Genomic DNA, 14,291 nt, shown 5'->3' on the forward strand with positions numbered 1-14,291 from the left:
TAGGTATCGAACTCAATGGGCTGGATATTCATCCAGCCTTTTTTATGGTATAAGCTGTAAGCCATAATGAAAGAGTTAACATTTTAAGAGGAATTGCGCGTGATAGGTCGTCTCAGAGGTATTGTTCTGGAAAAACAGCCGCCGGAAGTGCTGCTGGAAGCCAACGGCGTAGGTTATGAAGTCCATATGCCGATGACCTGTTTTTATGAACTGCCTGATGTTGGGCAGGAAGCCATTATTTTCACCCATTTTGTGGTGCGTGAAGATGCGCAGTTGCTGTACGGATTTAATAACAAACAAGAGCGCGCGCTGTTCCGCGAGCTGATTAAAGTCAATGGCGTTGGGCCAAAACTGGCGCTGGCCATTTTATCCGGCATGTCAGCACAGCAGTTTGTTACCGCTATCGAGCGTGAGGAAGTTAGCACGCTGGTGAAATTACCCGGTGTGGGTAAGAAAACGGCGGAGCGCCTAGTGGTTGAAATGAAAGATCGCTTTAAAGGTTTAACCGGCGACCTGTTTAATAACCACAGTGAACTGCCAATGCCTGAAGCGAAGAAACCGGCCGCTGAAATTGATGCTGAAGGCGAAGCCGTTGCAGCGCTGATTGCGCTGGGCTATAAACCGCAAGAAGCCAGCCGGATGATCAGCAAAATTGCCAAACCAGATGCTGATAGCGAAACATTAATTCGTGATGCACTGCGCGCGGCGCTGTGATCGCCAGTGAGGTAAATGAAGGATGATTGAAGCTGACCGTCTGATTACTGCGGAAGTGCAAAGCGAAGAAGAAATTATCGATCGCGCTATCCGCCCAAAAAGCCTATCAGAATACGTTGGGCAACCACAGGTGCGTGGTCAGATGGAGATTTTCATCAAAGCGGCCAAATTGCGCGGCGATGCGCTCGATCACCTGTTGATCTTCGGCCCTCCAGGGTTGGGGAAAACAACCTTGGCTAATATTGTCGCCAATGAGATGGGCGTGAATTTACGCACAACCTCTGGCCCCGTGTTAGAGAAAGCGGGCGATCTCGCTGCGATGCTGACGAACCTCGAACCTCATGATGTTTTGTTTATCGATGAGATCCACCGTTTGTCTCCGGTTGTTGAGGAGATTTTGTATCCGGCGATGGAAGATTATCAGCTCGATATCATGATCGGAGAGGGGCCCGCGGCGCGTTCTATTAAGATCGACCTACCTCCTTTCACGCTCGTGGGGGCAACGACGCGAGCGGGATCACTAACCTCGCCGTTACGCGACCGATTCGGCATTGTGCAGCGCTTGGAGTTTTATCAGGTTGCCGATTTACAACACATCGTTGGCCGCAGCGCACAATGCCTCGGTTTGTCATTGACGGAAGAGGGCGCACATGAAGTGGCGCGTCGCTCTCGCGGTACGCCGCGTATTGCCAACCGTTTACTGCGCCGAGTGAGGGATTACGCCGAAGTTTGTGCTGATGGTAATATCAATGGCGATGTGGCGACGCAGGCGTTAAATATGCTGGACGTTGATGCCGAAGGCTTCGACTACATGGACCGAAAGCTGCTGTTGGCGGTCATTGATAAGTTCATGGGTGGGCCAGTGGGGCTCGACAACCTTGCGGCGGCTATTGGTGAAGAGCGTGAAACCATTGAAGACGTATTGGAGCCTTACCTCATTCAGCAGGGCTTCTTGCAGCGCACACCGCGTGGTCGTATGGCGACCAACCACGCCTATAAACATTTTGGTCTGACCCGAGAAGAGTAGTCGCGTTTCTTACGTCGTAAAAAAGCCCGAGCATATTTAATGTCTCGGGCTTTTTTATACCTGTAACGCTCTACATGCTCTGTTTTTTACTCAGGCTGAGAATAAACATTGCGGTTGCGCACAGCACCACTGACGGCCCAGCAGGCGTATCGTAGAAAGCAGAGAACGTGAGCCCGCCGGTCACGGCTAAAATACCGATGATAACGGCGATGCCGGCCATATGTTCAGGCGTGCGTGAGAAGCGGCGCGCCGTGGCGGCAGGGATAATCAGCAGTGAGGTGATGATTAATGCGCCCACGAATTTCATTGCCAAGCCGATGGTGAGTGCGGTAACTAGCATCAATATCATGCGCACACGTTCGAGGTTAACTCCGTCTACGTGGGCAAGCTCTGGGCTAATCGTTACCGAAAGCAGCGGTCGCCATTGCCACCATAAGATACCCAGTACGACGGCGACACCGATGGCAATCATAATAATATCGTCATAGGTGACGGATAGTAGATCGCCGAATAAATACGCCATCAGATCCACGCGTACGTTTGACATTAAAGCGACAACTACTAGCCCCAACGACAGCGCGCTGTGAGCCATGATACCGAGCAAGGTATCTACGCCGAGCGTCGGGCGTCGTTCCAGCCATACAAGGCCAATGGCCAGCAGCAGTGTCACGACGATAACGGCAAAGAAAGGATTCACGTTCAACAGTAGGCCAAACGCAACGCCTAGCAAGGATGCGTGCGCTAGCGTATCGCCAAAATATGACATACGGCGCCACACGACAAACGATCCAAGTGGGCCAGCGGTTAACGCCAGCAATGCGCCTGCGATCCAGCCGGGGAGAAGTAACTCAATCATTGCGGCTGGCTCCCATTACTTTTCAACACAATTTTTCCCTGTAGATCGTGACGATGATTATGATGATGGCGATAAATCGCGAGTTGTTCTGCACCACGGTTACCAAACATAGCGATAAATTCAGGATGCATCGACACCACTTCTGGCGTTCCTGAACAGCAAATATGTTGGTTTAAACACAATACTTCGTCCGTTTTTGCCATCACCAAATGCAAATCATGCGACACCATCAGTACTGAGCAATTAAGTTCTTGTCTGAGCTGGTTGATTAAATCGTACAGCGCCAGTTGCCCGTTAACGTCAACGCCAGCGGTAGGTTCATCCAATACCAATAAATCAGGCTTATTGAGCAATGCGCGCGCCAGCAAAACCCGCTGGTTTTCGCCGCCAGAGAGTTTTTGCATCGGTTGATTGAGCAGATGAGCGGCATGTACACGCTTCAATGCAGGCAATACATCTTCTTTTTTTACACCGGGACGTAAGCGCATGAATCGGCTGACGGTCAACGGCAGCGTTGCATCGAGGTGCAGTTTTTGCGGCACATAGCCAATGGTGAGCTTTTCTGCGGTGTTAATCGTGCCTGAAGTGGGTTTTATCAACCCCAGCACGACGCGAACCAGCGTAGACTTTCCGGCACCGTTTGGCCCCAGCAGCGTCAGAATACGCCCTGGTTTGAGATCGAGAGATATGTGAGAAAGCACATTGCGAGCACCAAAGCTCACCGTGATGTCTTTCAGCGATACCAAACTATTATTGTTTTGAACTGTATTTTGACTCGACATGTTTTTGCATATTGCAGAATGGATGAAATGTTATAATATAACGATCACCCAAATTGAAGAAGAGAATTTTGACATGATACACAAAAAAGCCTGGTTTAAGCGCACTATTATTGCTGCTGCACTGGTAACAAGCGCTGGGATCAGCTGCGCACAGGCTGCGGTATTAACCTCAATCAGACCTTTAGGATTTATCGCTTCGGCAATTGCTGATGGAGTTACAACAACGGAAGTTTTGCTTCCAGATGGGGCGTCACCGCATGATTATGCACTCAAGCCATCCGACATCAAACGTTTGCGTGAAGCTGACTTGGTAGTATGGGTAGGGCCAGAAATGGAGGCTTTCCTGACAAAACCGGTTCAACAGCTCGAAAATAACAAGAATCTGATGCTGACAGGGCTGCCAGCCGTTCACAGCCTGCTCATGGCCGGTGATGATGATGACGATCATGACCATAAAGCGCATACGGCAGAAAGCAATGTAGAAAAATCCGAAAAATCTGCTACACATAATGTTACAAATGGCGCTGAGACTGGTTCAGAAGAGCATCATGATCACGATCATGGGCAATATAACCTGCATATTTGGCTCTCTCCAGCCATTGCAAAACAGATAGCGATAGCGATACACGACAAATTATTGTTACAAAGCCCACAAAACAAAGACAAACTGGATGTCAACCTACGTAAATTCGAGGAACAACTAGAGCAGACGCAAAAAAATGTTGGTATGATGCTGCGGCCTGTGCAAGGTAAAGGCTATTTTGTCTTTCATGATGCCTATGGTTACTTCGAGAACACCTTTGGTCTGACTCCTTTAGGTCACTTCACGGTCAATCCCGAGATTCAGCCTGGCGCACAGCGTTTACATCAAATTCGAACACAGTTGGTTGAGCAGAAAGCCGTTTGCGTTTTCGCTGAGCCACAGTTCAGGCCAGCAGTAATCTCAGCGGTTGCGCAGGGGACAAAAGTCCGCCAGGGAACCTTAGATCCCTTGGGTAGCGCGATCGCACTGGGTGCTGATAGTTACATGAGGTTCTTAACTCAGCTATCACAACAGTATTCAAGCTGCCTGAACGGAGATTAAGAGGAATATCCGAGTGCAGCAGATAGCGCGATCTATCGCCCTAGCGTATAACAACTTGCCCCGACCACATCGGGTTATGCTAGGGTCACTGACCGTCATCACGTTGGCCGTCTCTATTTGGCGGCCATTCGTTTACCAACCGAATATCGATAGCGCCTCTGCCAAAATTGTCCCGTTGGATAATAAACAGTTGCGAACGCTCGTTCCTGAGGCCAGTGAGCCACTGGATCAGCCCGCCCCAGAAGATGAAGTTCCTACCGATGAATTAGACGACAAAGCTGATAGCGATTCTGGTACCCACGACTACGTGGTTTCTACCGGTGATACGCTTGGCAGCATTTTGACCCAGTTTGGCATTGATATGTCAGAGGTGTCCGCACTTGCTAAGCAAAACCCCGCACTGCGTAACCTCAAAATTGGCCAAACGCTTTCGTGGGTAGTGAATGATGCAGGTGAACTGCAACAGCTGACTTGGGAAGTGAATCGTCGCGAAACACGTACCTATAATCTGGTGAACGGTAACTTCAAAGAAGCCGTGGAGTCTCAGCAGGGCGAGTGGAAAAATAAAGTTGTCACGGGAACCTTGAACGGAAGCTTCGTCAATAGCGCACGTGCCGCAGGCCTGAGCCGTTCAGAAGTGAATGCTGTGATCAAGGCGCTTCAATGGCAAATGGATTTCCGTAAATTGCAGAAGGGCGATCAATTTTCCGTGCTGATGTCGCGTGAAGAGTTGAATGGCCGTAGTGAGCAAAGCCAACTACTGGGTGTAAGAATGCGCTCCGGTGGTAAAGATTATTACGCCGTGCGTGCAGATGATGGCAAATTCTACGATCGTCAGGGCAGCGGTTTGGCGAAAGGCTTTATGCGTTTCCCAACCACAAAACAATTCCGCGTATCCTCTAACTTTAATCCGCGCCGTGTAAATCCGGTAACAGGACGTGTTGCTCCACACAAAGGTGTAGATTTTGCGATGCCGGTGGGAACACCTGTATTAGCCGTTGGTGATGGTGAAGTGGTCATCGCTAAACGCAGCGGCGCGGCGGGCAACTACGTGGTTATCCGTCACGGTCGCCAATATACGACGCGCTTTATGCACCTGAAAAAAATTCTGGTTAAGCCGGGGCAAAAAGTAAAACGTGGCGATCGTATTGCGCTGTCGGGCAATACCGGACGCTCTACAGGGCCACATCTGCATTATGAATTCTGGTTGAACAATCAGGCTGTGAATCCACTGACGGCGCAACTTCCTCGCTCTGATGGATTGTCTGGCAAAGATCGCCGCGAGTATTTAGCTCAGGTGCGTCAGGTTGTTCCGCAACTCCAGCTAGATTAAGATTAGGAATCGTTTATAACAGCCGGCTATAACCGGCTGTTTTTCTTTGTGCTATTTATTTATGCGCAAATTTTTATCGGTTGTTCTATGTCCAAGAGTTATATCAAGCCGTATTGAAACTACTTGGGTATATAATTAGCGGATGTTTTATTAAAGAGCTTTTGTATGGAAAAAGAACAACGGTCAAACGTGGAGTTTATCCCGCGGTTTGAAAAAAGTTTCCTGCTGCCTAAATACTGGGGGGCGTGGGTAGGCGTTGGGGCCATGGTCGCAATGGCCTATTTGCCAGTGCGTCTGAGAGATCCGATCCTTGCTACCGTTGGGCGCTGGGCAGGGAAACTCGCTGGTGGGGCACGACGTCGTGCAAGAATTAATCTGTTGTACTGCTTTCCAGAATTAACAGACGCTCAGCGTGAAGACATTATTGACCGAATGTTTGAGCGCGCAGGGCAGTCTATGTTTTTAATGGCCGAGCTTACGCTGCGCGATCCACAACGCGTACTAAAGCGCACTCGCTGGCATGGTATGGAGCATATCGAAGCGCTGCGTGAGAGCGGTAAGAATGCCATCTTTTTAGTGCCACACGGTTGGGCCGTTGATATTCCTGCGATGTTGCTGGCTGCTCAAGGCCAGCCTATGGCTGCGATGTTCCACAACCAAAAGAATAAGATGGTGGACTGGCTGTGGAATACCTGTCGTCGGCGTTTTGGTGGGCGTATGCACGCTCGCGACGATGGTATTAAGCCTTTCATCAGTTCGGTGCGGCATGGTTACTGGGGCTATTATCTGCCAGACCAAGATCATGGTGCGGAGCATAGCGAGTTTGTAGATTTCTTTGCTACATATAAAGCCACGCTGCCTGCGATTGGTCGCTTGATGAAGCTTTGTCGTGCTCAGGTTATTCCGCTTTTCCCTGTGTATGACGGCAAAACAAGCATGTTGGATATCTATATCCGTCCACCGATGGATGATATTGCCGATATGAATGAGCACGATATGGCTCGCCGCATGAACGAAGAAGTTGAGTTACTGATGGGGCCACATCCAGAGCAATATACGTGGATCCTGAAGTTGCTAAAAACCCGCAAACCGGGTGAGCTTGAGCCGTACAAGCGAAAAGACTTATAGGTTTCGCCTAAGTTTTATGAGTTGAATCCAAAGAAAAGGGGCGCAATTGAATTGCGCCCCTTTGTTATTTCTATTACTTCACTTTATTCAACGCGGAGGATTCGGCTGGTATTGGTGCTGCCGATAGTGCCCATCACGTCGCCTTGGGTGACGATAACGAGATCGCCCGAAACCAAGAAGCCCTTATCGCGCAGCAGATTTGCAGCGTGCTGAGCTGCCGCTACGCCGTCGCTGGTGCTGTCGAAGTAAACCGGCGTTACGCCGCGATACAGCGCTGTCAGGTTCAAGGTGCGTTCGCGGTGAGACATGGCAAATATTGGCAAGCCAGAACTGATGCGAGACATCATCAGCGCCGTACGGCCTGATTCGGTCATGGCAATGATCGCGGTAACGCCTTTCAGGTGGTTAGCCGCGTACATGCTAGACATCGCAATCGCTTCTTCGATATTGTCGAACTGCACGTCTAAACGATGCTTAGAAACGTTGATGCTTGGGATTTTTTCAGCACCCAAACATACGCGCGCCATGGCGGCGACCGTTTCAGCAGGGTATTGCCCAGCCGCCGTTTCTGCCGATAGCATCACTGCATCAGTACCGTCCAGCACGGCGTTAGCCACGTCCATGACCTCAGCGCGTGTAGGCATTGGGTTGGTGATCATCGACTCCATCATTTGGGTCGCAGTGATAACGGAGCGGTTTAATTTGCGTGCGCGGCGGATCAGCTGTTTCTGAATGCCTACTAGCTCTGGATCGCCAATTTCGACGCCCAAGTCACCACGAGCAACCATCACGACGTCAGAGGCTAAGATGATGTCATCCATCGCTTCTTCGCTGCATACCGCTTCGGCACGTTCAACTTTAGCCACGATCTTGGCATCACAACCGGCATCGCGTGCAAGGCGGCGCGCGTAGTTAATGTCTTCGCCGGTGCGAGGGAAAGAAACTGCCAGATAATCGACAGAAATTTTCGCCGCAGTAGCGATATCAGCGATGTCTTTTTCGGTTAGGGCTTCAGCAGACAGACCGCCGCCTAATTTGTTAATCCCTTTGTTATTGGAGAGAGGGCCACCGACGGTCACTTCGGTAAACACTTTGCTGCCTTTAACTTCGAGGACTTTGAGCTGCACGCGGCCATCGTCGAGCAACAGAATATCGCCGGGAACCACGTCTTCCGGCAGGCGTTTGTAGTCGATGCCGACTTTCTCTTTATCGCCTTCACCGGTGGTGAGATCGGCGTCGAGCAGGAATTTGTCGCCGATGTTAAGGAATACTTTGCCTTCTTTGAAGGTAGATACGCGGATTTTCGGACCCTGTAGGTCTCCGAGGATGGCAACATGTCGTCCTAGTTTTGCTGCAATTTCACGGACTTTATTGGCGCGAGCAAGATGATCTTCAGCTGTACCATGAGAGAAATTGAGACGTACGACGTTAGCACCAGCAGAAATAATCTTCTCTAGATTATTATCGCGGTCGGTTGCTGGGCCTAAGGTGGTTACGATCTTGGTTCTTCTGAGCCGTCTGGACATGTGTAACTCCGTTGACATGTGAAGCATTGGTGTTGGTGCCAATACAACGAACAGGCAGTTGATTACGCATCCACGTAACCCGATTATCTTAAGCGGGCGTGGTTGCTAACTCGTAGCAGCGACGTTCTTATGCTTAAAAATCACTGGGTAGATCAACTCATCAAGCCTGCTCGCATGAAACCGCAAAAGAAAGCATGCGGTTGATAAATACCCGTCTTTTCATTATCTAGCAGAAAATGACAGGTTGTTTTTATGTTTTGGTGCCTGATTGACGTTAAACGTGTACTTTATATCTTAGCCGCTCACCGATTTAATCGAAATGGTGGGGCAGCGCCAGTCCCTTATCAAAGCGCGATTCTTTCAGCGCTTCTTTGACTCGCTTCAAGTTATCTCTGAATTTTGCGCCTCTGCGCAAGGTAAAGCCAGTTGCCAGTGCATCAATCAGCGTCAATTGAGCAATTCTCGATACCATTGGCATGTAGACATCGGTGTCTTCTGGCACATCCAGAATTAAGGGTAGGGTAGCCTCCAGAGCAAGCGGCGTGTCACGGGAGGTAATGGCAATCACGGTGGCGTCATTTTCGCGTGCTAAATGTGCCATTTCGACCAAGCTTTTGGTACGGCCTGTGTGGGAGATAAGAACCACAACATCGCCTTCGTTCGAATTCATGCAGCTCATTCTTTGCATGACGATGTCATCAAAATAAACCACAGGAATGTTAAACCGGAAGAATTTGTTCATGGCATCATGAGCAACGGCGGCGGATGCACCTAGACCAAAGAATGAAATTTTCTTGGCCTGAGTGAGCAGATCAACGGCGCGATTAACCGCGGCCATATCAAGGTTATTCTTGGCCATTTCAAGGCTGGCCATCGCAGATTCGAATATTTTGCTGGTATAAGCATCAACGCTGTCAGTCTCTTCTACGTTTCGATTGACATACGGCGTCCCATTAGCAAGGCTCTGTGCTAGATGAAGTTTAAAATCGGGGAAGCCTTTGGTTTCTAAACGACGACAAAAACGGTTTACCGTGGGTTCACTGACATCAGCCATTTTCGCCAGCGTCGCAATGCTAGAGTGAATTGCGGTCTGCGGTGCAGCCAAGATAACCTCGGCAACTTTGCGCTCGGATTTACTGAGTTGGTCCAGGTTGGCCTGAATTTTGTCCAGCGTATTCATATACACATTCACTCATGGATTGTATGCCCGTCATCTTTCAAACTGCAGGTGTGTTGGCTACTCTCGTGCGCCCGAATCCCTTACTCCGGTAAGCTCATTGGGTGTTTTTCACTCGCCGCTTTCCTGCATTTTGACATCTATTGAGCAAAACGATTTCAAAGAAAGGAGAAATCTATGATTGTTTGATGAAAATATACTACGAGCCACAACTGCTTTGCAGCGAGATGATGCCGCTTCGTGGGCTTTTTTTACCAGAGTATGACGTGTGTCTAACTTTCGATATGGTAATATTGCTTCAGTTTTGACGGAAAATTACATAATGTATCTGTCATTACGCGGTCTGCGGCGGGGTCAACGAAAATTTCATACCATTTATGGTTGTTTTTTCGGCAAAAAAGCATGTTTACTGGCTATAGTCAAAAATAGTACATTAATTATGTAATAAAATTACAAGCATCCTGCAACGAGGAGATGAACATGGCGGTTACGTCAACAGCACAGGCCTGTGACCTGGTCATTTTCGGCGCCAAGGGCGATTTAGCCCGCCGTAAACTGCTGCCTTCCCTGTACCAATTAGAAAAAGCCGGTCATATCCATCCGGACACTCGTATCATCGGCGTAGGTCGCGCTGATTGGGATAAAGACGCCTACACTAAGGTAGTCCGCGAAGCTCTGGACACCTTCTTGAAGGAAAAGGTTGATGAAGAACTGTGGACGACGCTCAGCGCGCGTCTGGATTTCTGTAACCTTGACGTCAATGACACTCAGCATTTCAAAAATCTGGCAAAAATGCTGGATCAGAAGAAACGCGTCACCATCAACTACTTTGCGATGCCACCAAGTACTTTCGGCGCAATCTGCCAAGGTTTGGGTGCATCCGGTCTGAATAAAGATCCAAGCCGCATCGTGATGGAAAAACCACTCGGTACCGATTTGGAATCCTCACGCGCCATCAATAATCAGGTGGCTGAATTCTTCGATGAGTCACAGGTTTACCGTATTGACCACTATTTGGGCAAAGAAACGGTACTTAACCTGCTGGCGCTGCGCTTTGCTAACTCCCTGTTTGCGAATAACTGGGACAACAGCATGATCGACAGCGTGCAAATCACCGTCGCTGAAGAAGTGGGTATTGAAGGTCGCTGGGGCTACTTTGATAAAGCTGGCCAGATGCGCGACATGATTCAAAACCATCTGTTGCAAATTTTGACCATGATTGCCATGTCACCGCCGGCGGATCTTTCTACCGACCGCATCCGTGATGAAAAAGTCAAAGTGTTGCGTTCACTACGTCGTATTAACCATTCTAACGTGCGTGATACCACGGTGCGTGGTCAATACACCGCAGGCTTTGTGCAAGGCAAAAAAGTACCAGGATATCTGGAAGAAGAAGGGGCGAACAAAAGCAGTAACACGGAAACCTTCGTCTCTATTCGCGTTGATATCGATAACTGGCGCTGGGCTGGCGTTCCGTTCTATCTACGTACGGGTAAACGTCTGCCATCAAAATGTTCTGAAGTGGTTATTTACTTTAAGAACCCGCCGCTCAACCTGTTCAGCGACTCTTACCAAGAGCTGCCGCAGAACAAACTGACGATCCGCTTACAGCCTGATGAAGGCGTGCAGATTGACATCCTGAATAAGGTGCCAGGTCTGGAACATAAGCATCGTTTGCAAACCACTAAACTGGATCTGAGCTTCTCCGATACTTTCCATCAAGAGCATTTAGCCGATGCCTATGAGCGTTTGCTGTTGGAAACCATGCGTGGGATCCAAGCACTGTTCGTGCGTCGCGATGAAGTAGAAGAAGCATGGAAGTGGGTCGACTCCATTATGGAAGCATGGGCCGCTGACAATGAATCTCCTAAACCATACCAAGCCGGTACTTGGGGCCCTGTCGCCTCTGTTGCGATGATCAGTCGCGATGGCCGTGCATGGAATGAATTCGAGTAACGTTACAACGTTATTTGATCGCAAAGCATCACGGAGGGCGTTCCCTCCGTGTGTTGAGATTCATACCCGGCATACTTGAAGTCGCACCGGTGTTGGCTGCACTCCAATTATTTTGGGTATAGAACAGTTTAGGAGAGGTTGAAATGGCACAGTTTAAAGAATTTACGAGCGCACAGGCGCTCAACGAACAGTTTGCTGAGGAAATAGCCGCAGCTCTGAGCCACAGCATTAGCGCTCAGGGAGAAGCCAGTCTAGTCGTGTCGGGTGGTCGTACACCGCTAGGACTGTTCGAGGCGTTAACTCAGCAAGCCATTGAGTGGAGCAAGGTCACCATCACCTTAGCGGACGAACGTTGGGTCGATGCAAATGATGATTCCAGTAACGAAAAGCTGGTACGAGAACATTTGCTGAAGGGCCACGCCGCAACCGCGAAGTTTGTTGGTTTGAAGAATAGTCATGCCACCCCGTTTGCCGGAGCCGCAGACACAGAACGTGCGTTGCAATCTATTGCCCGTCCGTTTGACGTCGCGATCCTCGGCATGGGTGATGATGGCCATACCGCTTCGCTCTTCCCTGGGGCAGAGAATCTGTTCCCAGCTCTCGCGATGGATTCTGGCCGAGTCTGCATGGGGATGACCCCGCTGACCGCGCCACTCGATCGTATCACCCTAACACTTCCGGCTCTGCTCAATAGCCGCCATATCTACCTGCATGTGGTAGGTGGTAGCAAGCGTGATGTTTATCAGCGCGCAATTCAGGGTACGGATGTGAATGAGATGCCGATCCGCGCGGTGTTACATCAAACACAAACGCCGGTCGACATCTACTGGACGGCATGAGGCAGCAATGAACCCAACAGTATCCCGAGTTACTCAACGCATTATTGAACGCTCCCGCGACAGTCGTGCGGCCTATTTGGCCAAAATCGAAAAAGCGCGTAGCAAGAAGGTACATCGTTCTCAGTTAGCCTGCGGCAACTTGGCACACGGTTTCGCCGCTTGTGGTCAGGATGATAAAGCGTCTCTGACCAGCATGATCAAGAGCAATATCGGTATCGTGACCTCGTATAACGATATGCTTTCGGCGCACCAACCCTATGAAACCTACCCAGAGCAGATCAAAGCTGCGCTGCATTCGGTTGGAGCAGTAGGGCAAGTGGCCGCTGGCGTACCTGCGATGTGCGATGGTGTAACTCAGGGACAGGACGGCATGGAGCTCTCATTGATGAGCCGCGAAGTGATTGCCATGTCCGCCGCTGTGGGTCTTTCGCACAATATGTTTGACGGCGCGCTGTATCTTGGCGTGTGCGACAAAATTGTGCCGGGTCTGTTTATGGCCGCGATGTCTTTCGGCCATTTACCGACCCTGTTCGTGCCAGCCGGTCCAATGCCGAGCGGTTTGCCTAACAAAGAAAAGGTTCGTGTTCGTCAGTTGTATGCAGAAGGCAAGCTGGGCCGTGATGCGCTGCTTGAAGCTGAAGCAGCGTCTTACCATGCGCCAGGTACCTGCACTTTCTATGGTACGGCGAACTCCAATCAGATGGTGATTGAAGTGATGGGCCTGCATTTGCCGGGTTCATCTTTCGTTCAGCCAGATATGCCATTACGCGCCGCATTAACCGACGCCGCAGCGCGTCAGGTAACTCGTATGACGGAGACGAGCGGCAATTACATGCCTGTTGGTCGCATGGTTGACGAAAAAGTCATCGTGAACGGCATTATCGCTCTGCTAGCAACCGGCGGCTCCACCAACCACACCATGCATTTGGTGGCGATGGCGCGTGCTGCAGGCATTCATATCAACTGGGATGATTTCTCTGACCTGTCTGACGTGGTGCCATTGATGTGCCGCATCTATCCAAACGGTCCCGCAGATATCAACCATTTCCAAGCGGCGGGCGGCGTGCCTGTGCTGGTCAAAGAGCTGTTGAAAGGCGGCTTGCTGCATGAAGATGTTGAAACCGTTGCTGGTCATGGTTTGAGCCGTTATACCCAAGAGCCTTTCTTGGAAGAGGGCAAGCTGGTATATCGTCCAGGTCCTGAAAAATCCCATGACAGCAACGTCATTGCTAGCTTTGCATCACCGTTTGAATCTCACGGTGGTACAAAAGTGCTGACGGGCAACTTAGGCCGTGCCGTGATGAAAACCTCTGCCGTACCTGCTGGCAATCAAATTATTGAAGCACCTGCGGTAGTATTCCACAGCCAGCACGACGTGGTTCCTGCGTTTGAAGCAGGCAAACTGGATAAAGACTGTGTAGTAGTAGTGCGTTATCAGGGCCCACGCGCTATCGGTATGCCTGAACTGCACAAACTGATGCCGCCATTAGGCGTTCTGATGGATCGCGGACTGAAAGTGGCATTAGTCACTGATGGTCGTCTGTCTGGCGCTTCTGGCAAAGTCCCATCAGCCATCCATGTAACCCCTGAGGCTTATTCAGGTGGTCTGCTGGCTAAAGTCCGTGACGGCGATATGGTTCGCGTTAACGGTAAAACCGGCGAACTCACTTTGCTGGTGGATGAGGCTGAATTGGCGAGTCGTGAACTGGTTCATCCTGATTTGTCTGAACTGCACGATGGCTCAGGCCGTGAGATGTTTGCCGCGCTGCGTGAACAGCTCTCCGGTGCCGAAGAAGGCGCTAGCTGCATTAAATTCTATTAATTCTATGACGCGGGCTTAATGCGAGCTCGCGTTAATGATTCTTTTTG

The 14,291-nt window shown here is 50.1% G+C and carries 12 protein-coding genes; 8 read left to right on the top strand and 4 right to left on the bottom strand.

Annotation, left to right across the window (positions count from 1 at the left end; translation table 11 throughout):
* Window positions 1-99: 99 nt before the first annotated feature.
* Window positions 100-714, top strand: coding sequence for a Holliday junction branch migration protein RuvA (gene ruvA, locus RSC70_RS01995; RefSeq protein WP_025801928.1), 615 nt, complete (start codon window positions 100-102; stop codon window positions 712-714).
* Window positions 715-736: 22 nt separating this feature from the next.
* Complete coding sequence (gene ruvB / locus RSC70_RS02000; RefSeq protein WP_025801930.1) at window positions 737-1,741, top strand: Holliday junction branch migration DNA helicase RuvB; 1,005 nt, start codon at window positions 737-739, stop codon at window positions 1,739-1,741.
* Window positions 1,742-1,811: 70 nt separating this feature from the next.
* On the opposite strand, the gene znuB is transcribed toward ruvB, so the two are convergent.
* Together znuB and znuC are read right to left on the bottom strand one after the other, a co-directional pair.
* Window positions 1,812-2,597 carry a zinc ABC transporter permease subunit ZnuB gene (gene znuB / locus RSC70_RS02005; RefSeq protein WP_332541504.1) on the bottom strand — a complete coding sequence of 262 codons (786 nt, stop codon included), beginning with the start codon at window positions 2,595-2,597 and terminating at the stop codon, window positions 1,812-1,814.
* Window positions 2,594-3,379: a zinc ABC transporter ATP-binding protein ZnuC gene (gene znuC / locus RSC70_RS02010; RefSeq protein WP_234618391.1), complete on the bottom strand. Its 786-nt coding sequence runs from the start codon at window positions 3,377-3,379 to the stop codon at window positions 2,594-2,596. The genes znuB and znuC overlap by 4 nt, the downstream gene beginning before the upstream one ends.
* A gap of 73 nt (window positions 3,380-3,452) precedes the next feature.
* On the opposite strand from znuC, the gene znuA reads away from it, so the two are divergent.
* The 3 genes from znuA to lpxM all read left to right on the top strand — a co-directional run bounded on the left by znuA (window position 3,453) and on the right by lpxM (window position 6,924).
* Window positions 3,453-4,463, top strand: coding sequence for a zinc ABC transporter substrate-binding protein ZnuA (znuA, locus tag RSC70_RS02015; RefSeq protein WP_332541569.1), 1,011 nt, complete (start codon window positions 3,453-3,455; stop codon window positions 4,461-4,463).
* 13 nt (window positions 4,464-4,476) lie between these two features.
* Complete coding sequence (gene mepM / locus RSC70_RS02020; RefSeq protein WP_332541505.1) at window positions 4,477-5,796, top strand: murein DD-endopeptidase MepM; 1,320 nt, start codon at window positions 4,477-4,479, stop codon at window positions 5,794-5,796.
* 165 nt (window positions 5,797-5,961) lie between these two features.
* Window positions 5,962-6,924, top strand: a complete 963-nt coding sequence (gene lpxM, locus RSC70_RS02025) for a lauroyl-Kdo(2)-lipid IV(A) myristoyltransferase (protein WP_282806600.1) — start codon at window positions 5,962-5,964, stop codon at window positions 6,922-6,924.
* Between the two features lie 83 nt (window positions 6,925-7,007).
* Here lpxM and pyk read toward each other — a convergent pair whose 3' ends face one another.
* Both pyk and RSC70_RS02035 read right to left on the bottom strand, forming a co-directional pair.
* Window positions 7,008-8,450, bottom strand: a complete 1,443-nt coding sequence (gene pyk, locus RSC70_RS02030; protein WP_025801942.1) for a pyruvate kinase — start codon at window positions 8,448-8,450, stop codon at window positions 7,008-7,010.
* A gap of 310 nt (window positions 8,451-8,760) precedes the next feature.
* On the bottom strand, window positions 8,761-9,630 hold the full coding sequence (locus RSC70_RS02035; RefSeq protein ID WP_025801944.1) for a MurR/RpiR family transcriptional regulator: 870 nt from the start codon (window positions 9,628-9,630) through the stop codon (window positions 8,761-8,763).
* 477 nt (window positions 9,631-10,107) lie between these two features.
* On the opposite strand from RSC70_RS02035, the gene zwf reads away from it, so the two are divergent.
* The 3 genes from zwf to edd all read left to right on the top strand — a co-directional run bounded on the left by zwf (window position 10,108) and on the right by edd (window position 14,244).
* Complete coding sequence (gene zwf / locus RSC70_RS02040) at window positions 10,108-11,583, top strand: glucose-6-phosphate dehydrogenase (protein WP_040045109.1); 1,476 nt, start codon at window positions 10,108-10,110, stop codon at window positions 11,581-11,583.
* Between the two features lie 143 nt (window positions 11,584-11,726).
* Entirely contained in the window at window positions 11,727-12,422 is a 696-nt protein-coding gene (gene pgl, locus RSC70_RS02045) for a 6-phosphogluconolactonase (RefSeq protein ID WP_332541506.1), read from the top strand.
* A gap of 7 nt (window positions 12,423-12,429) precedes the next feature.
* A complete protein-coding gene (edd, locus tag RSC70_RS02050; RefSeq protein WP_279204790.1) occupies window positions 12,430-14,244 on the top strand; it encodes a phosphogluconate dehydratase in 1,815 nt (604 codons plus the stop codon).
* Window positions 14,245-14,291 lie beyond the last annotated feature (47 nt).

Origin of the sequence: Hafnia sp. (genome assembly GCF_036648275.1) — a bacterium.
In the GTDB taxonomy this organism is placed as follows: domain Bacteria; phylum Pseudomonadota; class Gammaproteobacteria; order Enterobacterales; family Enterobacteriaceae; genus Hafnia; species Hafnia alvei.

Bases quoted from the DNA above. Each gene is read 5' to 3' on its own strand.
- znuC (WP_234618391.1), bottom strand. From the start codon at position 3,379: ATGTCGAGTCAAAATACAGTTCAAAACAATAATAGTTTGGTATCGCTG.
- ruvB (WP_025801930.1), top strand. From the start codon at position 737: ATGATTGAAGCTGACCGTCTGATTACTGCGGAAGTGCAAAGCGAAGAA.
- znuB (WP_332541504.1), bottom strand. From the start codon at position 2,597: ATGATTGAGTTACTTCTCCCCGGCTGGATCGCAGGCGCATTGCTGGCG.
- RSC70_RS02035 (WP_025801944.1), bottom strand. From the start codon at position 9,630: ATGAATACGCTGGACAAAATTCAGGCCAACCTGGACCAACTCAGTAAA.
- pyk (WP_025801942.1), bottom strand. From the start codon at position 8,450: ATGTCCAGACGGCTCAGAAGAACCAAGATCGTAACCACCTTAGGCCCA.
- lpxM (WP_282806600.1), top strand. From the start codon at position 5,962: ATGGAAAAAGAACAACGGTCAAACGTGGAGTTTATCCCGCGGTTTGAA.
- pgl (WP_332541506.1), top strand. From the start codon at position 11,727: ATGGCACAGTTTAAAGAATTTACGAGCGCACAGGCGCTCAACGAACAG.
- edd (WP_279204790.1), top strand. From the start codon at position 12,430: ATGAACCCAACAGTATCCCGAGTTACTCAACGCATTATTGAACGCTCC.
- znuA (WP_332541569.1), top strand. From the start codon at position 3,453: ATGATACACAAAAAAGCCTGGTTTAAGCGCACTATTATTGCTGCTGCA.
- zwf (WP_040045109.1), top strand. From the start codon at position 10,108: ATGGCGGTTACGTCAACAGCACAGGCCTGTGACCTGGTCATTTTCGGC.